Annotated in this window: 18 protein-coding genes and 1 pseudogene; 12 read left to right on the forward strand and 7 right to left on the reverse strand. The window is 62.9% G+C overall.

The window, feature by feature from the left end; translation table 11 throughout:
* From AKN84_RS38945 to AKN84_RS38975, 7 genes and pseudogenes are all read left to right on the forward strand, one after another.
* Positions 1-511 (forward strand): calcium-binding protein (locus AKN84_RS38945; protein WP_430649967.1); only part of this gene is annotated, 511 nt, incomplete at its 5' end.
* Between the two features lie 306 nt (positions 512-817).
* Positions 818-1,453 (forward strand): class I SAM-dependent methyltransferase, encoded by a 636-nt coding sequence (locus AKN84_RS38950; protein WP_347337385.1) that lies wholly within the window; start codon positions 818-820, stop codon positions 1,451-1,453.
* Between the two features lie 190 nt (positions 1,454-1,643).
* Positions 1,644-3,877, forward strand: a pseudogene (locus tag AKN84_RS38955) (peptidase domain-containing ABC transporter).
* Entirely contained in the window at positions 3,867-5,213 is a 1,347-nt protein-coding gene (locus tag AKN84_RS38960) for an HlyD family type I secretion periplasmic adaptor subunit (RefSeq protein ID WP_050425688.1), read from the forward strand. The pseudogene AKN84_RS38955 and the gene AKN84_RS38960 overlap by 11 nt, the downstream one beginning before the upstream one ends.
* Positions 5,210-7,246 (forward strand): SEL1-like repeat protein, encoded by a 2,037-nt coding sequence (locus AKN84_RS38965; protein WP_050425689.1) that lies wholly within the window; start codon positions 5,210-5,212, stop codon positions 7,244-7,246. Before AKN84_RS38960 ends, AKN84_RS38965 begins: the two co-directional genes overlap by 4 nt.
* A gap of 331 nt (positions 7,247-7,577) precedes the next feature.
* Positions 7,578-9,785, forward strand: a complete 2,208-nt coding sequence (locus AKN84_RS38970; RefSeq protein WP_050425690.1) for a glycosyltransferase WbsX family protein — start codon at positions 7,578-7,580, stop codon at positions 9,783-9,785.
* A gap of 11 nt (positions 9,786-9,796) precedes the next feature.
* Entirely contained in the window at positions 9,797-10,720 is a 924-nt protein-coding gene (locus AKN84_RS38975) for a glycosyltransferase family 2 protein (RefSeq protein WP_050425691.1), read from the forward strand.
* A gap of 111 nt (positions 10,721-10,831) precedes the next feature.
* On the opposite strand, the gene AKN84_RS38980 is transcribed toward AKN84_RS38975, so the two are convergent.
* Positions 10,832-12,073 carry a glycoside hydrolase family 71/99 protein gene (locus tag AKN84_RS38980; protein ID WP_244485716.1) on the reverse strand — a complete coding sequence of 414 codons (1,242 nt, stop codon included), beginning with the start codon at positions 12,071-12,073 and terminating at the stop codon, positions 10,832-10,834.
* A 195-nt stretch (positions 12,074-12,268) separates the two neighbouring features.
* Between AKN84_RS38980 and AKN84_RS38985 the strand changes: the two genes are divergently transcribed.
* Positions 12,269-13,498 (forward strand): glycosyltransferase family 92 protein, encoded by a 1,230-nt coding sequence (locus AKN84_RS38985; protein WP_244485717.1) that lies wholly within the window; start codon positions 12,269-12,271, stop codon positions 13,496-13,498.
* 124 nt (positions 13,499-13,622) lie between these two features.
* Here AKN84_RS38985 and AKN84_RS38990 read toward each other — a convergent pair whose 3' ends face one another.
* From AKN84_RS38990 to rfbA, 3 genes are all read right to left on the reverse strand, one after another.
* Entirely contained in the window at positions 13,623-14,189 is a 567-nt protein-coding gene (locus AKN84_RS38990; RefSeq protein ID WP_050425694.1) for a hypothetical protein, read from the reverse strand.
* Positions 14,190-14,355: 166 nt separating this feature from the next.
* Positions 14,356-15,423 (reverse strand): dTDP-glucose 4,6-dehydratase, encoded by a 1,068-nt coding sequence (gene rfbB, locus AKN84_RS38995; protein WP_050425695.1) that lies wholly within the window; start codon positions 15,421-15,423, stop codon positions 14,356-14,358.
* Entirely contained in the window at positions 15,413-16,324 is a 912-nt protein-coding gene (gene rfbA, locus AKN84_RS39000; RefSeq protein ID WP_050425696.1) for a glucose-1-phosphate thymidylyltransferase RfbA, read from the reverse strand. The genes rfbB and rfbA overlap by 11 nt, the downstream gene beginning before the upstream one ends.
* Positions 16,325-16,435: 111 nt before the next feature.
* On the opposite strand from rfbA, the gene rfbC reads away from it, so the two are divergent.
* Entirely contained in the window at positions 16,436-16,990 is a 555-nt protein-coding gene (gene rfbC, locus AKN84_RS39005) for a dTDP-4-dehydrorhamnose 3,5-epimerase (protein WP_050425697.1), read from the forward strand.
* Positions 16,990-17,901: a dTDP-4-dehydrorhamnose reductase gene (gene rfbD / locus AKN84_RS39010; protein ID WP_050425698.1), complete on the forward strand. Its 912-nt coding sequence runs from the start codon at positions 16,990-16,992 to the stop codon at positions 17,899-17,901. The genes rfbC and rfbD overlap by 1 nt, the downstream gene beginning before the upstream one ends.
* A 364-nt stretch (positions 17,902-18,265) precedes the next feature.
* On the opposite strand, the gene AKN84_RS39015 is transcribed toward rfbD, so the two are convergent.
* On the reverse strand, positions 18,266-19,573 hold the full coding sequence (locus AKN84_RS39015; protein WP_050425699.1) for a UDP-glucose dehydrogenase family protein: 1,308 nt from the start codon (positions 19,571-19,573) through the stop codon (positions 18,266-18,268).
* 329 nt (positions 19,574-19,902) lie between these two features.
* Between AKN84_RS39015 and AKN84_RS49620 the strand changes: the two genes are divergently transcribed.
* Together AKN84_RS49620 and AKN84_RS49625 are read left to right on the forward strand one after the other, a co-directional pair.
* On the forward strand, positions 19,903-20,796 hold the full coding sequence (locus tag AKN84_RS49620) for a hypothetical protein (RefSeq protein WP_244485718.1): 894 nt from the start codon (positions 19,903-19,905) through the stop codon (positions 20,794-20,796).
* 26 nt (positions 20,797-20,822) lie between these two features.
* Positions 20,823-22,139 carry a glycosyltransferase family 2 protein gene (locus tag AKN84_RS49625; protein WP_244485719.1) on the forward strand — a complete coding sequence of 439 codons (1,317 nt, stop codon included), beginning with the start codon at positions 20,823-20,825 and terminating at the stop codon, positions 22,137-22,139.
* Here AKN84_RS49625 and AKN84_RS39025 read toward each other — a convergent pair.
* On the reverse strand, positions 22,080-22,880 hold the full coding sequence (locus tag AKN84_RS39025) for a hypothetical protein (protein ID WP_050425700.1): 801 nt from the start codon (positions 22,878-22,880) through the stop codon (positions 22,080-22,082). The genes AKN84_RS49625 and AKN84_RS39025 overlap by 60 nt on opposite strands.
* Positions 22,874-24,631: a glycosyltransferase gene (locus tag AKN84_RS39030; protein WP_050425701.1), complete on the reverse strand. Its 1,758-nt coding sequence runs from the start codon at positions 24,629-24,631 to the stop codon at positions 22,874-22,876. The genes AKN84_RS39025 and AKN84_RS39030 overlap by 7 nt, the downstream gene beginning before the upstream one ends.
* Positions 24,632-24,634: the final 3 nt, after the last annotated feature.

The raw sequence follows: 24,634 nt of genomic DNA on the forward strand, positions 1-24,634 counted from the left end.
CGGCAACGACCTGCTGGTCGGCGGCAAGGAAACTGTTGCGGAGTACGGTGGCGCCGGTAACGACGTGCTCTACTCGGGCAGCGATGCGTCGCACGCGACCTCGCTCGACGGCGGTGACGGCAACGATTCGCTCTATGGCGGTGCCGGCAATGATACGCTGCATGGCGGCGCCGGCCACGACACGATGGTCGCCGGGTCGGGCAATCAGACGCTGATCGGCGGCAACGATGGTTCGTCGTTCGTCGGTTCCGCCACCGGCACGGCCTCGATGGTCGGCTGCTCCGGCCAGGACTACTTCTACCTGTCCAACCTGCACAGCAACGACACCGTCGACAGCGGTGGCGGCAGCAAGGACTCCCTGACCTTCCTGGATCACGCTTCGACCGACGTGACCGGCATCACCGCCGGCAAGGATGGTTCGTTGGATGTCAACTTCAGCAACGGCCAGGTGACCCAGATCAGCAACATCGAATATCTGATCTTCAACGATGGTCACTCGACCAGGCTGTAGGACCTGAGGTCCGCGCCAGGCGAAGGTACCCCCTCAACCCTTGTTGAGCCGTGTTGCGTGCGAACGTGACGATCGGAACCTGGTCGCCCGCGTCGCATGTCGCCGTCTCCATGATAAGTTCCACTTCAATCGATGAATGTTAGAAGTTAGTTGGTCACATTCGGACCACGTAGCTTTTGTAAAGGCGTGTCACTCGCTTGATACAAGGAGTTGTGACGGCTTGCTGCAGCCTCGGCAACCCTTGGACAAGACGAACGATCGCTGCAGAAACCAGCTGCATCATGTGCGAACCGCGGAGCTCTCGAATTGGCCAAGAAAAAAATGCTGAATGCCGGCGCTGGATCGACGGTTGCCAAGCGGATCCAGCCGCTGTTGTCATCGCATGACTGGGAGGAGATTCGCCTCGACGTCGACGGAAGCGTGAAACCGGACATCGTCGGCTCGATTACCGATCTCGCCAAATTGTGCCGGCCGGCCTCGTTCGACGCGATCTGGTGTTCGCATCTGATGGAACATCTCTATGCCCATGAGATACATCCCACATTCGTTCAGTTCCGCGAGGTCCTCAAGCCGGATGGCTTCGCGCTGATCATGTCCCCCGACCTGGAGGCGGTGGCTCAGCACATGCTGACCAAGGGCCTCGGCGCGGTCGCCTATGTCTCGCCGGCCGGTCCGATACGGCCGCTCGATATGATCTACGGGCATTCCGGCGCGATCGAACAGGGCCGCCATCATATGGCGCACAAGACCGGTTTTTCGTGCGATCGGATGGGAAACCTGCTGCTCAGCGCCGGCTTTCCGACCGTCTCGGTTCGCAGCGCGAATTTCGAGGTCTGCGCGCTGGCGCTCATGCCGGAGGCCGAGGACAGGCGGATCCAGCCGCAGCTCGAGCCTGCGGCTTCGACTTCCGGGAGACGGCGACCGCCGCCCCGTGATGGTTGATGTTAAATAATGTTATAAGGTTCCGTGGTTAAACCAACGGCAGCAAGTGCCGGAACCGGCTTCCTTGCCTGTTCCGACACATATATCTTTTCGGAACCGCATGCCAAAAATGCTGCGTTAGCGAACTAACAGTGATAAGTTATATCTCGCTAACGACCCGATCTTGCGCAGTCGAAACTTCGAGGCATCCATGACCAAACACCTCTCGCTCGTCGGCGCACCTTCCGTGGAGGGACTGCCACCCTCGGGCCTCGCGTGTCTGGTCATCGTGGCAAGGCAGCATGGTCTGCACCTGACCCCGACCCAGCTCATCCAGGACAATCTCCTGGGCGACCGGGAGGTCACACTCCCGGAGCTGCTGAAATGCGCGAATTCCTCGGGCATGACGGCAAAGGCCGTCACGCTGGACTGGAAGGGGCTGAGCCATCTCAAGCGGGCGCTGCCGGTAATCGTCCGCCTGCGCGACGGCAGCCACATGGTGCTGCTGCGCCTCGAGGGCGATGAAGACAGCACCCGGGTGGTCCTGCAGGATCCGAACGCGAGCGAGGATGCGCTGCTCGTGATCGATCAGCCGCGCTTCGAGGACATCTGGTCGGGCGACGTCGTCATGGCCAAGCGCGACTACGAGATATCGGACGAGACCCAGCCGTTCAGCTTCGGCTTTGTCACCGCATTGTTGTTCCGCGAACGGCGCATCCTGCGCGACGTCGCGATCGCGGCGCTGATCCTGGGCTTCATGGGCCTCGGACCGATCATGTTCTGGCGGCTGCTCTCGGACAAGGTCATCTTCTACAAGGCCTACAACACGTTCTACGTGCTGTGTATCGCGATGTTCGTGCTCATCCTGTTCGAGGCGGCGTTCACGTTCCTGCGGCAGTACCTGGTCCAGCGCCTGACGGCACGGCTCGACGTCAAGCTGTCGACCTACGTGTTCGAGAAGGTGCTCAATCTGCCGATCGATTACTTCGAGCAGAATCCGGTCGGCCTGATTTCGCGGGATATTCGCGAAGTGTTCCGAATTCGCGGCTTTCTGACCGGACAGCTGTTCGGGACCATCCTCGATTCGACGACGTTGTTCTTCTTCCTGCCCGTCATGTTCTTCTTCAGCCCGATCATGACGCTGATGGTTCTTGCCTTTGCCGGAATAATCGTAACCTGGCTGATCCTGATGCTGCCCGCCTACCGGAAGAAATCCTCGGCGACTCTGGCCGCTGAAGGCGTGCAGGGAGCGTTTCTGATCCAGAGCCTGAACGGCATGCGGACCATCAAGTCGCTGGCGCTCGACACCCGGCAGCGCCACATGTGGGATGTGCTTGTGGCGCGGGTCGCCAAGCTCGCCTTGCGGAAGGTCTGACCGGAACCGCCATTCAGACGGTGGTGAAGCCGTTGGAACGGCTGGCGGTGAGTGCTCCCTATGCTTTCGGTGTCTACCTCGCCGTGTCGAGCGGCGATCCGGTCTACGTTGGAGCGCTGTTCGCGTTTCTGATGCTGTCGCAACGCGTTGCCGGCCCGCTGATGCAGATGGCCCAGCTCATCAACCAGTATGACGAGGCGCGCACCGCGGTCACGATCGTCGGCAGGCTGGTCAATCAGCCGCCCGAGGAGGGACGCTCCGGCCATGGCGTTCGGGTTCCGCTGAAGGGGCATATCGAATTCTCCGGCGTCACGTTCAAGTACAAGGGCGCGGTGTCGCCGGCGTTGAACAGCATCTCCTTCGAGATTCCGCTCGGCACGACGCTAGGCGTGATGGGCAAGAGCGGCTCCGGCAAGACCACGATCACGCGGCTGTTGCAGCGCCTGCACTCCGACTACGGTGGTCTGATCAAGGTCGATGGCGTCGATGTTCGCGAATACGATGTCGACCATCTCCGGCGCAATGTGGGTGTGGTGCTGCAGGAGAACTTCCTGTTCAGCGGCACGATCCGCGAGAATATTGCGGCCGCCAAGCCCGATGCGACCTTCGACGATGTCGTCAGGGCCGCGCGACTGGCCGGCGCCGAGGAGTTCATCGACAAGCTGCCGCGAGGCTACGAGACCTATATCTACGAGGGATCGACCAATCTCTCCGGCGGCCAGCGTCAGCGCCTCGCGATCGCGCGGGCACTGATCGTCGATCCGCCGATCCTGATCCTGGACGAGGCGACCAGCGCGCTCGATGCGGAGAGCGAGACGATCGTCAACGCGAACATTTCGCGGATCGCGCAGGGGCGCACGCTGATCATCATCTCGCACCGCCTGTCGTCGCTGACCAAGGCCGACGCGATCCTCGTGCTCAATCGTGGCGTGGTCAACGATATCGGCCGCCACGAGGAGCTTCTGGAACGAAACGACATCTATAGCTCGCTCTGGTACCAGCAGAACACGCATCTGGTGCCGGCGGGCCGCACCGAAAAGAACTTCAGGAGCCCGACCCTTGTCTCCTAATCAAGCTTCGCTCGCGACCGTCCGCCAGTTCCAGTCCGAAACCGATGCGATCCGCGAGGCGCCCGAGCCGTTGCTGGCCCGCGCGACGCTGTTCGTCCTGTCGGCGTTCATGGTAGCCGTCGTGGCGATCATGTGCCTCACGCGCGTCGATCGGGTGATCACGAGCGTGGGCGGCAGGATCGTTCCGGTCGATCAGATCAACGTGCTGCAGGCGTTGGACGCATCGATCATCAAGACGATCGATGTTCGGGAGGGTGAGCAGGTCGAGGCGGGGCAGCAGCTTGCGACCCTCGACTCGACGTTCACCGCTGCCGACGTCACGCAGTACAAGCTGCAGATGGCGAGCCTCGAGGCGCAGGTCGCGCGGGACGAGGCCGAATTGTCCGGAAAGCAGCTGTCGTTCGGGCAACCCAAGGACCCCGAGGTCGCCAGATACAACGCCTTGCAGAAGGCGCTCTACGATCAGCGCGTCGCGCAGTACCACGCGCAGGTGAACAGCTACGACTCCAAGATCAGCCAGACCGAAGCGACGATCCAGAAGGCGAAGAAGGACGACGAGCGGTACAGTCAGCGTGCCGATATCGCCGGCAAGATCGAGGACATGCGCTCGACGCTGGCCGAAAGCGGCAGCGGGTCCAAGCTGAACCTGTATTTGTCGCAGGACAATCGCCTGGAGCTGCTGCGCCAGATCGACAACACGCACAACACCCTGCTGGAAGCGCAACACCAGCTGGAGTCGCTGAAGGCGGATCGCAACGCCTTCACCGAGCAGTGGAACGCGCAGCTGAGCCAGGATCTGGTGACGACGCGCAACAACCTGGACACGGCCCGCTCGCAGTACGACAAGGCGATCAAGCATCAGGACCTCGTCCGCTGGACGGCGGCCGAGCCCTCGGTCGTGCTGACCCTCGCCAAGCTCTCGGTCGGATCGGTGCTGAAGCCGGGCGATCCCTTCATCACGCTGATGCCGCTCAAGACGCGGCTCGAGGCCGAGATCCAGATCCTGTCGCGCGACGTCGGCTTCGTCCGGCCGAACGATCCCTGCACGATGAAGATCGATGCGTTCAACGCGGCCGAGCACGGCACGGCGCAGGGCAAGATTCGCTGGATCAGCGAGGGCGCCTTCACCACCGACGATGACGGAAAGCCCGTCGATGCCTACTACAAGGCGCGATGTTCGGTCGACGAGACCAACTTCAAGGACGTTCCGAAGAACTTTCGCCTCATCCCCGGCATGACGCTGCAGGGCGATGTCAATGTCGGCACCCGTTCGGTGGCGATGTATCTGCTCGGCGGCATGCTGCGCAGCGCAAAAGAAGCAATGCGCGAGCCATGACGGTGTTGACGCGATCCCTTCTCGACCTGCTCAAGCCCGGGTCGTCCCGTTCGGAAGCAACGCAGTTCGAACGGGGACTGGAGGCTTACGAGAACCGGCAGTATCTGGAGGCGTTGCGCTTCTGGAGGCTGGCGTCGCGGGCCGGCAATCCGGAGGCGGATTACCGGATCGGGTTGCTCTATGCGAGGAACGAGGGCGTTATCGGCAACATTCCGGACGCGGTCGCGTGGTACGAACGCGCTGCCCTGAATGGACATACCGAAGCGCAATTCCAGCTCGGCTTGATCTACTTCCACGGGGTCAAGGCGTCCGTCGGACCGAACAAGCCCGAGATGTGGCGGCAATCCACGGCGGCGCGCCTCGGCGACAAGGCGACCAATCTCCACGACCTGGTGTTCCCGAACGGAATCGGCGTGGCCAGGGACCTCGACGCCGCCTTCCTCTGGATGTCGGTGGCGGCGGAGGCCGGCAAGGCGGACGCGCAGGCAATCCTCGGCGACATGTACGCCAACGGACACGGCTGCACCAAGGATCACGCCGTTGCCCTGCGCTGGTACGAGGCCGCGGCCGAGCAGAAGGCGGCGGCTGGCCAATTCGCGCTCGGCGACGTGCATTATCAGGGGCGCGGCGTTCCCGTCGACTTCGCGCAGGCCGCGATCTGGTATCACAAGGCGGCGGAGCAGGGCCATGTCCGCGCGCAGGTCGCGCTCGCATTCATGTGCCTCAAGGGCACCGGGCTTCCTGCAAATGTCGAGGAAGCCGCGCGGCTATTCCAGAGCGCGGCTGCGCATGACGATGCCATCGCGCTGTACAACATCGCGCTGTTGCGGCTGAGCGGCAAAGGGGTCGCCAAGGATCTCGATAAGGCCGAGACCGCCTTGCGCAAGGCGGCACGCAAGGATTACCTGCCGGCGATCCAGGCGCTGGCCGAGTTCTATGCGCTCGGCACGGCCGCCGAGCCGGATCTGCGCGAGGCGGCGTATTGGTACGAGAAGGCGGCCGAGCGCGGTGACGTGCAGGCGCAGTTCTTTACCGGACGCTTCTATGCCACCGGCACCGGCGTGCCGCCCAGCGTCCGCCAGGCGGCGAAATGGTTCGAACGCGCGGCCGAGAGCGGCCACGCGACCGCGGCCCACAACATCGCGGTGTTCTATCTCAACGGCAACGGCGTGACGCGCGATGTCGCGACCGCGATCAAGTGGTTCGAGCGCGCATCCGAGGGCGGCATCAGCGCCGCCGGCGTGCAACTGGGCCGGCTCTATTCGGCGGGCAACGGCGTGCCGCGCGATCAGGTGCGTGCAGCGGAATGGCTGAGCAAGGCGGCCAACGGCGGCGACGCCGATGCAAAGACCGCCTATGCCGTGTTTCTGATCCAGGAGGAGCCGTCTGAAGCGCGTCTTGCGCAGGCACGCACGTTGCTGACCGACGCCGCCGAGCGCGGTCATTCCACGGCGGCGTTTCAACTCGGCGGGCTTCACATGGGAAGGTCCGGCGGCACGGTCGATCTTCCCGCGGCGGCGCAATGGTTCAAGCGCGCGGCAAGCGCCGGCCATGTCGAGGCGCAGCACACCTTGGCGCTGCTGTACTCCGATCCGAAGAGCGGCCTCAAGGATCCGCAGGCCGCCGCCAGCTGGATCGTCAAGGCCGCCGACGGCGGCAATGCCGCAGCACAGTTCAAGCTTGCCGTTATGTATTGCACCGGGCAGGGCGTCGAGCAGGACCTTGCGCAGGGTGTGACGTGGTACGAGGCCGCGGCGCGCCAGGGCCACACGACGGCGCAATACAACCTTGCGGTGATGCTCGGGCGCGGCCAGGGCCGCGAGGCTGATCCGGCGAAGGCGGCCGAGTGGTTCGCGGCAGCCGCGGAGCAGGGCATGGTCGAAGCCCAGCTCGCCATCGGCGACGCGCTGCGTGCCGGCAACGGCGTCGCGCAGGACCGCGACCAGGCGCTGCGTTGGTATCGAAAGGCGGCGCAGCAGAACAACGAAGGCGCGCTACGTCGTCTGCAGGCGATGGGCGAGAGCGTCGGCTGAGATTGTTGGAGGCGGACATCTCGTCGCACGCGCAATGGCAGAGACGGTGAGCGGCTTTGTTTTTGGGCGCGAAGGCACGGAAGCGTGCACCTCTGCGTAACAATCTAGGCAGAACTAACAATGGCTTTCATATCGGCGATAGAGAGATTGCGTTAATGTGGGTTCGCGGAATAAATGCTCATTGCACCTCTGGTTGTGTGAAGCTGATCGATAAGAACCGAGAGGTCATGATCAGAGGCGTGTCAGGCAGCGTGATCTCGGGATCGAACGTCCGCGTGACCGGGAAAGAAACTGGAGCCGGCGTTAAGCGTTGGCAGGAGATCGAGTGGCAATGAACAAGATGGTCGAACGGAGCGTCAGGGATACGAAGGATATGTTGCCCGTTGCCAGTCCGGTTCAGCAGGACGACCATCCGCAGAGCCTGTTCCTGGATCCCGATATCAGCGATCTCCAGTCGGGATCGCGGTTGCGTGGCGCGATCCTCGAATATTCGGGGCGGGGAATCTCGGGCTGGATCGTCGATGCCCAGTCGCCCGCTGCAACCGTTTCGATAGCGCTCTTCGTCGGCTCCCACTGTGTCGAAGAGGGACGCACCGGCCGATCCATGCCGGCCCGCATCGGTCCGCGCAGCGTGATCGGGCGTCCCGGATTTCGGATCGATCTGTCGACGCCGGGCGTGCGCCGTCGTCTGGCGCGTGCCCTGAGAAACACGCTTGTCGAGCCCAAGCATGCGCAGATCTATCTGCGCATCAGCCTGAACGACGGGGAATATTACGAGATACCGCTGTTCGAGAACTTCACGCCGAGCGAAGTGGTCGTTGCGCTCGGCTTCTCGCTCGAAGACTACGACGATCTGCTGTTTCCCAGCATCGACAACCGAAGCGTTGCGGGACCGGCGGACGCCTCCACCAAGGAGGTGCGCTATATTTGTTTCTACCTGCCGCAATTCCATTCGTTTGAAGAAAATGACAGGTGGTGGGGACCGGGGTTCACCGAGTGGACCAATGTCGCGCGCATGCGCGCCCAGTTTCCGTCGCATGAATCGCCGTGGCTGCCGGCCGATCTTGGATTCTACGACGTCCGGCTGCCGGAGACGCGCCGCCAGCAGGGCGACCTCGCGCGCAAGTACGGCATCGATGGCTTCTGCTACTACGTGTATTGGTTCCAGGGGCGCAGGCTGCTGGAAAAGCCGCTTCAGCTCTTGCTCGAGGACGGCGAGCCGAACCTGCCGTTCTGCATTTGCTGGGCCAACGAGAACTGGTCCCGCCGGTGGGACGGCTCGGATGCCGAGCTGCTGCTCGGACAGAATCACTCGCTGGACGACGATGTCCGCTTTATCGACGACATGGCCGACCTGCTGCTCGACGAGCGCTACATCACGGTCGATGGTCGGAAGGTCATCGTCATCTACCGGCCGTCATTGTTGCCGGACAAGCAGCGTCTGTTCGAGATCTGGCGCGAGCGAGCCCGGGAGCTCGGAATTGGCGAGCTTCTCATCTGCAATGCGATGACCTTCGGCGAGTTCGATCCGCGCGACGTCAATTGCGATGCAGCCATCGAGTTTCCGCCGCACACGGTCTCGACGCGGGAAGTGCCGCCGACCGAAGTCGATGCTCCGGCGACCTTCGCCGGGAAGGTGTACGATTATGTCGACGCCATGCGATCGTCGATCGGCAAGACCTACGACTTTCCGTTCTTTCCTGCTGTCATGCCGCGTTGGGACAACACGCCGCGCAAGGGACCGCGCGGTCACGTCTTCACGAGATCCAGCCCGGAGGCGTTCGAGGTCTGGCTTCGCGACGCCACCCTGCGGGCCAAGGGCAACAGCTTCGCCGAGTCACTGGTGTTCATCAATTCCTGGAACGAATGGGCCGAGGGGGCTCATCTCGAGCCGGATTCGCGTCATGGACGCGCCTTCCTCGAGGTTGTGCGGAGGGTCGCGTCGGCTGAGCCGATTTCGGCGCAGATCAGAAACAGCCCGGATCTGCTGGATTGCCTGAGCAGGCAGGAGCTTGAGTGGGCGGTGAAGGAAGCCTCGACGCATGTCGAAGTGCTCGCAAGCCTGCACCGGTCGGGTCTCACGCATTCGGGGGTGCAGCGCTTGAGAAGCGGCACACCGGTTGAGGCGGAAGGCGCGTCCGACAATCCGGCAGGTTCGTTGCTGGTCATCGAGAACATCAATTCCCAGACCGGCGAACGGGTGATCGTTGATCCGCGCTTTGAGATCCTGGTGCGGGGATGGATTTGCGCGGGCAACGCCTTCGAAGCAAGCAGGCAGCGAACGGGATTCCTGGTTCTGTCGGGGCTTGCCGCGGAAGGCGCAATCAACGGCGGCTATTGCCTGATCGTCGATTGGCACGAGCGCGTCGACGTGAAGGAGTACATGAAGGCGGAAAGCAAGGATTGCTATTTCGGCTTCCAGCTGTCGTTCTCGATTCGCGACTTGCCGGATGGTGAATATCAACTCGCGGTGCTGGAGGTCGGCGACGGCGCCAGCGCCCTGGTGAGGTCGCGCCATTCGATCATCGTGAGACGTTGAGGTCGCCGCCGATGCTCGCAAGTGTGGTCATCGCGTGCTACAAGCACGAGCAGTATCTTGAGGAATGCCTCGAGACCGTCTACCAGCAGACGTTTGCCGATATCGAGCTCGTCATCGTCGACGACAATTCGCCGGACCGGAGTTTTGAAGTCGCGCAGCGGGTCATCAAGAAGCGGTCGTTCGGAAAGCGCTTCGTGTCCTGCAAGCTGCTCAAGAACCCCCAGAATCTTGGCGCCCATTACACCTGGAACAGGGCATTGTCGCTGACGAAGGGCGACATGATCTTCCTCTTGAACTCGGACGATGCCTTTTCCAGGGATCGGGTGCAGCTGTTCGCGGACAAGCATGGCGACGAGCGGCTGTTTTTCGGCTTCTCGGCCGTCGAGCCGATCGACGAACATGGAAAGTCGATCAGCAACTACCAGTTTCCGACACGCCTGCGCTATGCGATCGACCGGGCCCAGATTGCCGCCGCGCCGCTGTCGTGGACATTCCTGGATTCCCAGATTGCCGCGTCGACCGGAAACTTCGTCTTCAGCCGCGAGCTGCTGCGGCAGGTGGGCTGGCTTGCCGACCTGAAATACTGCCACGACTGGGACTTCGCCTTGCGCGCCGTAACCAAGGTCGAGCCGACTTATCTGGAGGCCGACCGCTATTTGTACCGGCTGCACTCCACCAACAGCTTCCGAAGTCTGAGCAAGGTGGCGGAGAGCGAGACGAAGGCTTGCATGCTGTCGTATTGCCTGAATGCCATCTCATCGCGGCCGCAAAACAAGACCTGCCTCAGCCCGTCCAATTTCGGCGATTCATTCTATGACTTCGTGAAGCTGCACCCGAACTTCAACTACTGGGTCAAGCAGATCTACGCGCCCTATCATCTCGAACACCGGACGGTGGAATCGAACGACCGGACAAGGCCGCTTCGCTGGCGCTGAGCGGAAGCGGAGAGCCGATCTTGTCCGTTTCCAGCGCAATTGGAACGGAGCTTGGTTTGGTGAGTTCGGCGCGGCTTTACGCAAGCCGCGCCGGACCTCGCTTGAACTGGTCTAGCAAAGGTTCTTCGCCGCCGCCCGTGTCGTCGTCTTGAGAACCTCGCGCAGCGCTTCAAGGCGCTCCGTTTGACACGGCAGCGTCGGGACCAGCCAGCCACCCTCGTCATTTTCGTTCCAGGCATAGATCAGCACCGCGGGGGCTCGGAGATCAGGTGCTTGGCTGTTGACCCAGCGGATCGATTGCGCGAGATGGCTCGCCAGTTCCTGCTTCGTCGGAGCCGTATAGAAATTGGTGATGCCGTCGCCGGGACGCTGCGACGTTTCCCAGGGCACGGGATGCTCGATACGAGGGCGCCTGTCCCATCCCGTCATCACCGTGGGCACGACAGGGACCTGGCTGGCGGCCAAGGCATTCCAGCCTTTTTCGGCATACTTCGCGAGGTCGGCAAAGCTGCCGCGGCCGTTGCCGGTTGTAATCGCATACGACCCGAGCGCATCGGCGCCCAGATTGGCGGCCTCCTGGCTCAGGAATTTCGTGTCGCCTGCCAGCACGATGTACGGCTCCGCGACGCCGGCTGCGGTCGCATCGGATTTGAACTTGCTCAGTTGGGTGCGGAGACCTTGCACGCCTCCCCAGCTTCGCTGCACGTCGGCACCCTTGATGAAGCCCAGGAAGTAGAGCGGCCGATCGCCCTCCACCCTCAGATAGTTCTTGTCCGCCATCAGGCCGATGTGCTCGTGGGGGAGTGGCGACAGCTTCGCCGCCGATCCCCATCGACCGAGCTCGGTGAACATGCAGTACTTCAATTGGGCTGCCTTCGGACGGGTTCTGAATGCGTACAGCGCTTTCGACATCGGGTGGTTGGCGCCGTAGCCGGCGAATGCCCAATAATCCAGTCCGGCAAAGATGGCTTGGTCGATTTCCTTGTCGATCTCGGCCTCGATCGAGCTCGAAAAATCAAGCGCGTTCGGGTCGCGGTTGATCTGGGCGCCGAAGAAGGGGGCCCGCCAACGATATTTCTGCGGACCGAGCGATTGCTTCATGGCTTCCGTCGGCTGCGAGCCCGGCGAATACCATGCGTCCCATCGGATGGCTCCGACGAGAGGCCGTGAAGCTGCCGCAGCCGCCGCAGGGTGACCGGAACCCAGGACACTGAGCGAGCCGGGCAGCAGGCTTGCGGATAACGATGTCAAAAACATCCGTCTCGTAAGCGCAAACGGCTTACGGATTGCTTCGTTCCCATTGTCCATTGGCGATCTCCGGTCGTTCCCGTCCTGTGCGACGGTTTCGTGCAAATGACAGCGAGCCCTGTACTCTATTGTATTGATTTTCCTCGAAATAACCTTACAACAGTTAAATGTGAGCGCTACGTGTTATAGCCTTATTCTTGTAGGATAAGTGCGCTAATAGGGAATTCGTGGTGCGAACCAATGGTAATTGCTTGTTGATCTCGTGGGGAGCGGCTCAGGTTGGACATGGAAATTCCTGCATTGTCTAGTTTCAGCTCAGGCGTGAATCTCGATACGCTTCCAGCAAGTGAGATCGAGACAAAGCTTCGAGATTTCTTTTCCGGGCGGATCGCAAATCCGAAGCCCGACGAGCTCATCCAGTCGGTCGAGCAGTTGGAGCGGCAATTCGGCGATTACAAGGAATTCCAGTTTGCAAAGGCGGCAGCGCTTGTGCAGGCCTGTGATTTCGCCGGAGCGCGTGGAATCCTTCTCGACCTTGTCAAGCAGATGCCATCCGACTCGCGGGTGTTGCATCGCCTTGCGATCGCGGATCTCAACATGGGGGCTGCCCATGAAGCGCAGGACGTCTATCTGTCCGCGCTCGCTGCGGCCCCGAAAAGTGAAAACCTGCGGCGCGAGTTTGCCGGCCTCCTGCGCGTGATGGAGGCGAAGAAGCTCTATGTCGGGGTCGACCGGAAGAAGCACGGCCTCGCCGCGGTGTGCGCCATCAAGAATGAAGGCGACGATCTGCTGGAATGGCTGCACTTCCACCGACTGGTCGGCTTCGATCACTTCTACCTCTATGACAACGGCAGCACCGACAATACGCGCGCCGTGATCGAGTCCTTCCCGTGGCCCGAGATGATCACCTATCATTTCGTGGAGGGCGAATTCGGCCAGATGCGCGCCTTCTCGCATGCGATCGACACCTATCGCAATTGTGCGGAATGGTGCGCCTTCATCGATGCCGATGAGTATTTGTTTCCGACGCAGGCCGGCAACATCAAGGACGTCCTGGCCGAGCTCGGCTCGGCGCCGGCGGTGGCGGTGCATTGGCTGAACTTCGGATCGAACGGTCACGACGCGCGGCCGGCCGGCCTGTGCATCGAGTCCTTCACGCGTCGCGCTCCGGACGACTTCCCGGATCATTTCATCATGAAGTCGATCGTGCGGCCGGACACCATCGTGTCCTACCTGCATCCGCATCAATCGCTTGTTCTGGGTTGCTACGTCGCGGAAGACGGCACGCCGATTTTCCCGATCGGCGGCCGTTGTACCGCTCCCAAGCGGAGCAAGCTCGTGATCAATCACTACTACACGAAGTCACGCGAGCAATTGCTGAAGAAGCGCGAGCGCGGCCGGCCGCTCGCCGATGGCGATCCCGAGAAGATCCGCGCGATGGAGTTCTTCACGTTGCGGGATCGCAACGATGTGGAAGACGCAACGATCCAGCGGTTTCTTCCGGAGCTGAAGAAGCTGGTCCAGGGCTGAACCCAGCCGACAGCGATTTTGCTCGCCGAAGGAGGGCGCGCCAGGCGGCGCGCCCGATCAATCGTGCAACTTGCGTGGTCTTTGACCGAAGCGGCGATCGACGGCAGAAGGCTCCGGCTGCCGGCTACAGCGGTTCCAGCCGGTATTTTGCCAGCAGGGCCTGTGCGGCATCGACGTCGATCCTGGCAGGCCTCTGGAAGATCGACATGTTGTTGGCGCGCGCGATTTCCCGCGCGACCGTCCGAACCGAATGGTAGTGGGGGCGGTTCTCGAAGTCGTGAATTGCGATGAAAGCTCCCGGTGCGCCGTGCAGCACGCACTGCACGAAGCTCGCCACGCGAAACCGGCCGTCGATGAAATACAGGTCGGCCGTCTTGCTTTCCGGACGCTCCCAGACACGCTCGTGATATTCGGGCCAGGAGCTCTCCTTCTCCTTCTCGATCGGATAACCCCACTCGCGCAGCTTGCCGATATCGACATGCAGCAGCTGCGGCTTGGTGCTCGCATCGCGCGTGGCGTCGCCGACGTTGTTGAGCCATTCCAGCGAGGAATCGATCGAGATGACCCACTCCTTCCTGGTTTGGCAGGCGAGCCAGGTGCTCCCTCCCGAGCCGAATTCCAGATAGCGCTTCGAGAGATCCACGAAGCTTTTGAACAGTGTCAGTTCCTGGCCGTCCATTGCGATTTTCATGGCGGGACCCCGTGGTTTCTCGATTTGTCGTCTGTCGGATGGCTGCCAATCCACCGTCGGAAGGCGGTCGCGGCTGGTCAAGTCGCGATGAGATCCGGTTGAATCATCATCGCGCTTGTCGGCTTCCTGCTGGCTGTCCACGCCGGTGGCTTGGAGAGATCGGCGGCTACTGGTTCAGGCCGACGCGCTCCACCTTGTAGCCGCGCTCCAGGATCGCGCGCCACCAGGGTTGCTCGTCGACATACCAGCGCACCGTCTTGGCGATGCCGGTCTCGAAATTTTCCTCGGCGCGCCAGCCGAGCTCGGTTTCGAGCTTGGTCGCGTCGATGGCATAGCGGCGGTCGTGACCGGGACGGTCGGCGACGAAGTTGATCAGCTGGCGCCGCGGGCCTGCCGCAGCCGGCACGACCTTGTCGAGCAGGTCGCAGATGCTTTCCACGACGTGGAGATTGGTGCGCTCGTTGCGGCCGCCGACATTGTAGGTCTCGCCGACCTCGCCGCGCTCCAGCACCAGGGTCAGCGCCTTGGCGTGATCTTCGACGAACAGCCAGTCGCGGACGTTCTGGCCGTCGCCATAGACCGGCAGCGGCTCACCGGCGAGCCCCTTGATGATCATGTGCGGAATCAGCTTCTCCGGGAAGTGATAGGGGCCGTAATTGTTGGAGCAGTTGGTCACCAGGGTCGGCAGGTCATAGGTCTCGCGCCAGGCGCGCACCAGATGATCTGACGATGCCTTGCTGGCCGAATAGGGCGAGTTCGGCGCATAGGCCGTGGTCTCGGTGAACAGCCCCTCGTCGCCGAGCGAGCCGAACACTTCGTCGGTCGAGATATGCAGGAAGCGGAACGCGTCGCGCTTCTCGGGCGACAGCGTGCGCCAGTGACGCAGCGTCTCCTGCAGGATCGTGAAGGTGCCGACGATGTTGGTCTGGATGAATTCGCCGGGGCCGTCGATCGAGCGGTCGACGTGGCTTTCCGCGGCAAGATTCATCACCGCATCGGGCTGATATTTCTCGAACAGCCGGCGCAGCACCTGTCCCTCGCAGATGCAGGCCTTTTCGAAGGTGTAGTTCAGGCTCTCGCTCGAGCCGGGCAGGGAGGCCAGGTTCGCCGCATAGGTCAGCTTGTCGATGTTGACGACGCGGGCGTGGGTGTCGCGCAGCAGGTGACGGACCACGGCGGAGCCGATGAAGCCGGCGCCGCCGGTGACGAAGATCGTCGATCCCTTAAACCGCATGTTTGAATACCTCGGCTGTGCGGGGCTGACCCTGGAACGAACGGTAGACCGACAGCAGATACTCGCCGTAGCTGCTCTTTGCGGTCTTCTGCGCCACCCGCGCGAAGGCTTCGAGCGAGATGTAGCCCTGGCGCAGCGCGATCTCCTCGGGGCAGGCGATGCGCAGGCCCTGGCGCTGCTCCAGGATCTGGACGAAGTGGCTGGCCTCGACCAGCGAGGAATGCGTGCCGGTGTCGAGCCAGGCGAAGCCGCGGCCGAGCACCTCGACATAGAGGTCGCCGCGCTCGAGATAGGCCTTGTTCACGTCGGTGATCTCGATCTCGCCGCGTGGCGACGGCCTGATGCCGGCCGCGATATCGACCACGTCGTTGTCGTAGAAATAGAGGCCGGTGACGGCGACGTTGGACTTCGGCCGCTTCGGCTTCTCCTCGATCGACAGCGCCCGGCCGGTGCCGTCGAGCTCGATCACGCCATACTGCTCCGGCGCGTTGACGACGTAGCCGAACACCGTGGCGCCCTTCTTGCGGACCGAGGCGGCCGACAGCATGCTCGGCAGGCCGTGGCCGTAGAAAATGTTATCACCTAACACAAGGGCGACGGAGTCATCACCGATGAACTCGCGGCCGACGATGAAGGCGTCGGCAAGACCCCGCGGGGTCTCCTGCGTGGCATAGGCGAAGCGGACGCCCATCTCGCTGCCGTCGCCGAGCAGCCGCTGGAACAGCGGCTTGTCCTGCGGCGTCGAGATGATCAGAATATCGCGGATTCCACCGAGCATCAGCGTCGACAGCGGATAATAGATCATCGGCTTGTCGAACACAGGCAGCAGCTGCTTGGAGACGACGGTGGTCACGGGGTAGAGGCGCGAGCCGGTTCCACCGGCGAGGATAATGCCCTTCATGGTCCCTCACAGTTTGACTATCAAAACATAACAGATAGCGTGCGCCGCACAAGTTTGTTATGAGTAGCAAATTAACATTTCGGGCCTGCCCAAAACTGGAACCCTTGTTAAATGAACGTCATCAAGACCGAACTTCCGGAAGTCCTGATCGTCGAGCCGAAGCTGTTTGGCGACCAACGCGGCTTCTTCCTCGAGACCTACCAGGCGCCCCGTTATGTCGAGCACGGCATCACGCGCCCCTTCGTGCAGGACAACATGTCCCGCTCGGCCTATGGCGTGCTGCGCGGGCTGCATCTGCAGAACCCGCTGACCCAGGGCAAGCTCGTGACCGTGCTGCGCGGCAAGGTACTGGACGTCGCCGTCGACGTGCGTGTCGGCAGCCCGAATTTCGGCAAGCATGTCGCGGTGGAATTGAGCGAGGACAACCGCCGGCAGTTATGGGTGCCGCGCGGCTTTGCCCACGGCTTCGTGGTGCTCTCGGAAACCGCCGACTTCTTCTACAAATGCGACGACTTCTACAGCCCCAAGGACGAGCTCTCGATCCGATGGAACGATCCCGCGATCGGGATCAAATGGGGCGTCGACAAGCCACAGCTGTCGGGCAAGGATGCGGATGCGCCGCTGCTCGCCGATGCCAGCAATCTTCCCACCTATGGACAGATCTGATGCGGATTCTTTTGACGGGAACGCGCGGCCAGGTTGGCAGTGCGCTGAAGCCTCTGCTGGAAAGCCACGGCACCATCATCTCGCCGCCGACCGCGGAGTTCGATCTGTCGAAGCCGGAAATGCTGACGGCCCAGCTCGAGAGCCTGAAGCCCGATCTCATCATCAATCCGGCTGCGTACACGGCGGTCGATCGCGCCGAGGACGAGCGCGAGCTGGCTTTTCTGGTCAACGCCAGGGGACCTGAAGCGCTCGCGAAATGGGCGGCAGCAAACCGCGTGCCGCTGGTGCATTTCTCCACCGACTATGTTTTCAACGGTTCAGGCGACCGGTCATGGCGCGAGGACAGTCCGACCGAACCGTTGTCGGCCTACGGCGCCAGCAAGCTTGCCGGCGACGTCGCGATCCAGGCGGCGGGCGGAGCGCATCTGATCGCGCGCACCTCATGGGTCTATGCCGCAAAGGGCACCAATTTCCTGCGCACCATCGCGCGGCTTGCCGGCGAGCGTAAGGAGCTGCGGATCGTGGCCGATCAGATCGGCGCGCCGACGACGGCGCAGGCGATCGCCAGCGCGGTCGCCGGCATCGTCCTGCCGAACATGACCACGCTATACGATCAACTCGAGCGCAGGGGCGGCGTCGTCAATCTCGTTTGCGCCGGCGAAACCAGCTGGCATGGCTTTGCCACGGCCATCGTCGGGGGCCTGCGGTCGCGTGGCGTCACGCTCGCCGTCGACAATATCGTTCCGATCGCGACGGCCGATTTCCCGACCAAGGCGGTGCGCCCTGGCAATTCGCGGCTGGATCTGACGCGGCTGAAGGCGCAGTTCGGGGTCGCGATGCCGACCTGGCAGGAAGCGCTCGCGCGCGAGCTGGATGCGTTCGTCCAACTCGGCGCGCCCGCGCACGCCTAGAGCATGATGGGACTAGGTTGAACTAGAACGGCGTCGAAGGTTCACCTCTCCCTTGGGAGAGGTCGATTTGCGCAGCAAATCGGGTGAGGGGTTACGGTCTATCGAGAGAGCAAGAGCCCTCACCCGGATTGCACTGGACGATGCTTCGCATCGCCAGGCGCAATCGACCTCTCCCCAACGGGGAGAGGTGAACCGAGACCGCGCCAAGCCGATTCAACCAAAACTCGTCCCGCTTAAGAGCGAAGTGGATATCGGAACGCGTGGGGAAAACGCGTCAGAACAAAAACAGAGCCCCGTTCCGATTGACTCGGAACGGGGCTCCAGGATCGAACCGTGGCTATCGCTGCCGGTCCGTTGCGGCCGCTCAGCGCGGCCGGCCGATGCTCTCGTAAGTGAAGCCGTGCGCGGCCATCTCGTCGGGGCGGTAGATGTTGCGCAGGTCGACGACGACCGGATGCTTCATCTCCTGCTTGATGCGCTTGAGATCGAGTGCGCGGAACTGGCGCCACTCGGTCACGATGACGAGCGCATCCGCCTGGCGGGCGCATTCATAGGCGTCCGTGCAGTACTCGATCTCCGGCAATTCCTTGCGCGCCTGCTCCATGCCGACCGGGTCATAGGCGCGAACCTTGGCACCGAAATCGATCAGGCCGTTGATCAGCGGGATCGACGGCGCCTCGCGCATGTCGTCGGTATCGGGCTTGAAGGTCAGGCCAAGCACGCCGATCGTCTTGCCGCGCAGCTCGCCGCCGAGCACGTTGGCGACCTTGCGCGCCATCGCGCGCTTGCGGTTGTCGTTCGCGGTCAGCGTGGCTTCGACGATTTTCAGCTGCACATCGTGATCGAGCGCCGTCTTGAACAGGGCGCGGGTGTCTTTCGGGAAGCAGGAGCCGCCATAGCCCGCGCCGGCATGCAGGAACTTGGTTCCAATCCGGTTGTCGAGCCCGATGCCGCGCGCGACCTCCTGCACGTTCGCACCAACCCTCTCGGAGAGATCGGCGATCTCGTTGATGAAGGTGATCTTGGTGGCAAGAAACGCATTCGCAGCGTATTTGATCAGTTCCGCCGTGCGCCGCGCGGTATAGAGGATCGGCGCCTGGTTCAGATAGAGCGGACGATAGACTTCGCCCATCACCTTCTTGGCCCGCTCGTCCTCGGTGCCGACGACGATCCGGTCGGGATGGCGGAAATCCTGGATCGCGGCGCCTTCGCGCAGGAATTCGGGGTTCGAAGCAACCGCGAAATCGGCGTTGGGACTGGTCTCGCGGATCAGGCGTTCGACCTCGTCGCCGGTGCCCACGGGCACGGTCGACTTCGTCACCACCACGGTGAATTTCTTGAGCGCGGCGCCGATCTCCTTGGCGGCTGCATAGACGTAGCTCAGATCTGCATGGCCATCGCCGCGACGCGAGGGCGTTCCGACCGCGATGAACACGGCATCGGCATCGCCAACGGCTCCGGCGAGCTCCGTCGTGAAAGTCAGCCGTCCGGCGGCGGTGTTGGTCTCGACGAGCTTATCGAGGTCAGTTTCGTAGATCGGGATCTTGCCGCGCTTCAGGGCTTCGATCTTGCCGGCGTCCTTGTCGACGCAAACGACCTGATGGCCGAAGTCGGCAAAACACGCTCCGGATACGAGACCAACATATCCCGTTCCAACCATTGCAATCTTCATGAATCCGCTCGTCGATCAGTGTGGAGAGGAGGAGTTAGCACTAGCACAATTGGCGCCGATAACGCCAAGTTTTATAACGTATAGTTTGTGTTGGAGCTCGGCGGCTTTTTGTGCAAACGGTGATGGCCTCAGTGCAGTTGAGTGCGCGCTAGTCACCTTTGACGCGCCATGGACACATTCTCAACTTGAAATCGACTGACAATCGAGCCGCCGTTTGAGGGTTGGACATGAGCACGAAGACGATTGGCAAGCAGAGGCCCTCAGGAGCTGAATACGCGTCGTTGCAAACGCGGTTCTCCAGATACGATCGCACGACGTTTTCTGGATTTGTGTATGACCGCGCCGATCTCGGCCGGCGCTATACCGTCGAGCTGCTCGTCGACGGCGAGCCATACATGTCATCATTGTGTGACGAGTTTGTAACAGAGCTCGCCGATGCCGGAATCGGCGACGGGCGATTTGGATTTACCTTCAACGTGCAGGATGAGGTCGGCGCGAACGCCGGAATCATCGAGGCGCGACTGGCCAATATCGGAAGTGCTGTCGGTGCTCCGATTCGCTGCGATGTCGCAGCGCCGGACGCGCAGTGGCACCGGATCGGCGAAATCAAATGGGCCGGAGGTCTGCGCTTCGAGGGCTGGCTTTCGCAGGACGTCGACGAAGACATCGAAATCCTGATCGCGCAGCGGCCGGTGATGACCGTGAAGCCGACCGGGTGGACCAACGTTGCGCGGGGTGGCGAGTTCGGCGTCGGTCGCCGGATCGATTTTCATCTGCCCGAGCATTTTGCCGATGGCCGCGTGCGCGGTCTGTCCGCACGGACGGTTTCGGGGCGGAGCGTGATCTCGGAGCCGATCGCATTCGTCGCTTTCGAGCGCGGCCTGGAGCAGACCATCGCGGAGCTCGGACGCTGGGATAGCGAGCGGTTGCGCGGACAACTGTTCGATCAGTTGTTGCCCGCTTCGGTGCCATTTCACACTTATCGCAGCTGGAAGGAGCGTTTCGCGCCGGCGATCGAGTCTGACGTTCCATCCGAGGCCGCGGTCGTCCTGATCGGCGACGCCAGGGTGGACGAAAGCATCGAGAGTCTCGAAGCACAACGGCATGCGCCTGGTCGGCGGTCTGCCTGCCGGCACGTGGGTTCAGCCGGTTCGATCCGGCAGCTGCGCGCGAGTTTATCGACGGCGATGCCGCGAGCAGCGCATTCTTCGTCTTCTGCCTGAGCGGGACGATCCTCGCGGAAGATGCCTTGCAGCGTTTCGCCGATGTGTTCGCTTCCGAGCCTGGCTGCGATCTCGCCTATGGCGACGTCGAGGTCGCCGCGGGTGCCGGCGCCGTCTGGCCGCTGGCGTTTCCGGCATTCGATCTCGAACGTGCGCTCGAGCAGGGCTATGGCGCGTATTGCTTTGCAGTGCGCCGCGAGCGTGCCGTGGAGGCGCTGCGATCGGCGGCGTCGCTCTACGACATCTTCCTGTCCTGCGCCGAACCCGAGCGAACCTATCATCTGCCGGGGGCGGTTGCGGCGTTGCCGGGAATTGATGCGTCCACTGCAACCACCGAGCTTGTCGCCGCAAGCGAGGCGTATTTCGCGAGGGCCGGCGTCGAGGTGCATGTCGAGCCGCGGACAGCGGGTCTGCTTCCTGCCGTGCGGGTCAAGCGCGCGGTCGACTGGAATGAGCGCACCACCATCATCATCCCGACCAGGAATCGCGCAGAGCTTCTCAAGCGATGCATCGAGACGGTCTTGCCGGCCGCACATGAGACCAACGCCAGGATTCTTGTCGTCGACAACAGCTCGAGCGAGCCTGACGCACTGGATTATCTGGAGGGCCTGTCCGACGACGAAATCGACGTGATTTCGGTCGAGGGGCCGTTCAACTTCGCAGCGATCAACAACGCTGCCGTCGATTGCGTCGATACGGATAACATCTGCTTTCTCAACAACGACATCGAGGCGCTCGATGACGGCTGGCTGGCGGAGATGCTGTGGCGGCTCGCCGCTGCCGATGTCGGCGCCGTCGGCGCCAAGCTGCTCTGGCCGAGCAGCGTCGTGCAGCATGGCGGGGTGGTGCTTGGTGCCAATTTCTCGGCTGCGCACGCCTTCAACGATCGGATGGATGGTGATCCCGGCTACGGCGACCTGCTCCAGGTCGCGCACGAATGCTCGGCGCTGACGGCGGCGTGCCTGCTGATGCGCAAGCGCGATTTCCTGGCCGTCGGCGGCATGGACGAGGTCCGCTTTCCGATCAGCTTCAACGATATCGATCTGTGCCTGAAGCTGCGCCAGCTCGGAAAGCGGATCGTGTTCACGCCGGACGCAAAGCTCGTGCATCTGGAATCGGCCAGCCGGGGCCGCGATTCCGCGCCGGATCGCAAGGCACGCTTTGGGCACGAGCTGGCGATGCTGCGCGCGAAGTGGGGCGAGGTGCTGCTGGACGATCCCTACTACAGCCCGCTGCTGGGGCTGGATTCGACGCCGTTCTCGTCGCTCGCATGGCCGCCGCGGTCATGGAAGCCGCGCGCCAACCTCCCGCCTCAGCCGACCGCGCCTCCGATCGGGATGTAGCGGCACGTCCTCGGCCACCCAGTCGAGGACGGCGGCAATCGCGTCGTCGGCATCAAGTCCTGGCTGCAGCTTCAGGTCGGTGTTCCGGCCACGTCCCGGTGGTGCCGGCCTCCATTCGATCGCGGCAGTCGGCAATTCGGTTGCCAGCAGCGCGTCCACCAACGGATGTCCAAACACCGGTTCGCCGATATCGAGAACCAGTTTCGTGATGCCGTGGCCTTCGATCAGCGTCGTGACGTCGTCGGCGCCGATTTCGCCGGCGACCGTGACGTTCGAGCGCTGCATCAGCTTGAGATCGTCGAGGGTGGTGCCCAGCACGATGATCGCGGCGTCTTCGTCGGCTTCGGCCATTTGATCGCTCAGCGCTCTAACGAAACGAAATTCTGCTGCGCTCGCGTGCAGGGCCAGCAGACCGAGACGCGCCGGGCCGCTCACGGCGCTAGGCGGCACCGGCTGCGCCAGCGGGGCGCTCAGCCTGGTCACCTGCAGGCCGAGCACCGCTTCGGCGAACTCGGCCCCGGTTTCGCCGATCACCATCACGCGCCGGGCCCGTTCGACGAGACCCGTCCAGTCCGGATGCACGCCCGATCCGGTCGCGGCGCGCATCGCAAATGCAGTGTCGGTGACCAGGAGGTCGTAGGCGAAATGTTGCGTGAGCTGTGCCAGGCAGGCGCTGGGGATGCGGTTCGGCTCCGCGATCTCAAGCGAGCCTAATCGAAGATCGGCGAGACACTTCAGCAAAGCATCGCGGCCCTCGGGCGTCGCAACGTCGAGTGTGATGGACTGCGGAGCTCCGCCATCCGGATCGAAGATCGCGGCGATCCGGCGCTCTCCCTCGGCGCGGAAGTGAACGATGAGACCGCGCCTGTCTTCCGTCGCCAGTTGCCTGCATCGCCCGACCGCGATCTCGCGGCCGATCGAGGAGCCGCAGAGGATGACGTGCGGGTCGGCGGCGCGCGGTTCGTTGGAGAGCAGCTTGAGCTCGAGCGCCGCGCGGCAATCGCGCAGCGGATCGGCAACCAGGAACGCCGCGCACTCGGTCGCATAGCGCTGGTATCGGTGCTCGAGGACGCGAAGATTGCGCAGCACCAGGGAACGCTTCTCGCCAAGAAACGAGCGCGAACCCTCATGTCCGACAAAGACCGACGGGATGCACACGTTGCGGAAACCGGCCTCGGCGGCGCGCAGACAGAAGTCGACGTCTTCGAGATAGCCCGATAGAAATCGTCGGAGAGCTCGTGCACGGCGTCGAGGCATTCGCGGGTGATGTAGAGGCAGAACCCGATGCCGTTCGGGATGTCGATGGCCATCCCGGAATTCGCCGTGCCGGCCAGTTCGTCGAGCAATTCCAGTTCATCGGGCGAGGGCAGGGGATTGGAGCGGTTCGGGACCGGGAAGCTGGTATATTCGCCGTTGTTCGAGAGCGGGGTTGCCGTGCCTACGCGCGGCGTCGATCGTACCGCGCTTCGCAAGCGTTGCAGCGCATATTTCGGCACGATCGTGTCCGAGTTCAGCAGCACGACGTCGCCCGCGCCCGTCTCGCCGAGGGCCCGGTTGATCGCGCCGACAAAGCCGAGATTGTGCGCGTTGGTCAGTAGCAGGATGCGCAGCTCCGCAGCCAACTCGCCGAGCAGATGCTTGATGGCGGGTTCGGGCGAGGCATCATCGACGACGACGATGGTCGAGCCGGGCGTGCAGGCGACGGCCGTCAATGCGCTCTCGATGCAGGCACGCGTTGCGGCCAGATCGCGGTAGACCGGGATGATGATGGTGAGCGGCGGCGTTTCGCCGTTGCGCACGCGAGGCGGCCGCTGGGGTGCATTGCGCCGATCCGGAGCACGGTTGGCCGGGAGCTGAATGCTGGCGATGACGTGGTCCACTTGCGCGATCTCGAGGCGTTGCGAGGTCGCGGACGCCGGCCGCATCAGACGGAAGCTCGCAGCGCGTCGCCCGTTGAGCGCAAATCTGTGACGGGGGTCGGCGGGAAGCTGGATGGTGCTGGATTGATCGGCCTGCGCCAGCGAAAGCTGTGGGTCGTCGCCCCGCCACGTCACCCATCCCTTCACCTCCTCATCGAGGAAGTCGACACGGGCGCAGCTGTCCTGACCGTTCTGCTCGAGCAGCAGGAGCGCGCTCCTGACTGAATCCGGATCGTCGTCGCGCCGCGCGATGCTTCGCGCGGCTTCGAGCTGCGGGAGGCCGTCGCCCCAGGCCATCATCCGCCGTGCGGCGACAAGATCGTCCGGTTCGAGCTCGAGCGCCCGGGCTACGCTCGCGACAGCCGCATCCCTGAGATCGAGGCGAGACAGCGCTTCCGCGCGCAGCAGATGGGCGCGGGCGCCGGGATGCGGCAAGATCCGGCAGCGGCGGTCGGCGAGCGCGAATGCGCGCCGGAAATCACGCGCCTCGAGCGCCGCGACAGCGGCCCGCTCGAGATCGACGTGATGCAGCGTTTTTGACGTAAAGGCGATCCTGCGCGCGTCGGCGGTCAAATG

This window comes from Bradyrhizobium tropiciagri (genome assembly GCF_001189845.1).
Classification (GTDB): domain Bacteria; phylum Pseudomonadota; class Alphaproteobacteria; order Rhizobiales; family Xanthobacteraceae; genus Bradyrhizobium; species Bradyrhizobium tropiciagri.

What these genes read in the sequence shown, in the direction of transcription:
- AKN84_RS38965 (WP_050425689.1), top strand. Translation starts at nt 5,210, where the DNA reads ATGACGGTGTTGACGCGATCCCTTCTCGACCTGCTCAAGCCCGGGTCG.
- AKN84_RS38970 (WP_050425690.1), top strand. Translation starts at nt 7,578, where the DNA reads ATGAACAAGATGGTCGAACGGAGCGTCAGGGATACGAAGGATATGTTG.
- AKN84_RS38975 (WP_050425691.1), top strand. Translation starts at nt 9,797, where the DNA reads ATGCTCGCAAGTGTGGTCATCGCGTGCTACAAGCACGAGCAGTATCTT.
- AKN84_RS38990 (WP_050425694.1), bottom strand. Translation starts at nt 14,189, where the DNA reads ATGAAAATCGCAATGGACGGCCAGGAACTGACACTGTTCAAAAGCTTC.
- rfbB (WP_050425695.1), bottom strand. Translation starts at nt 15,423, where the DNA reads ATGCGGTTTAAGGGATCGACGATCTTCGTCACCGGCGGCGCCGGCTTC.
- rfbA (WP_050425696.1), bottom strand. Translation starts at nt 16,324, where the DNA reads ATGAAGGGCATTATCCTCGCCGGTGGAACCGGCTCGCGCCTCTACCCC.
- rfbC (WP_050425697.1), top strand. Translation starts at nt 16,436, where the DNA reads ATGAACGTCATCAAGACCGAACTTCCGGAAGTCCTGATCGTCGAGCCG.
- rfbD (WP_050425698.1), top strand. Translation starts at nt 16,990, where the DNA reads ATGCGGATTCTTTTGACGGGAACGCGCGGCCAGGTTGGCAGTGCGCTG.
- AKN84_RS39015 (WP_050425699.1), bottom strand. Translation starts at nt 19,573, where the DNA reads ATGAAGATTGCAATGGTTGGAACGGGATATGTTGGTCTCGTATCCGGA.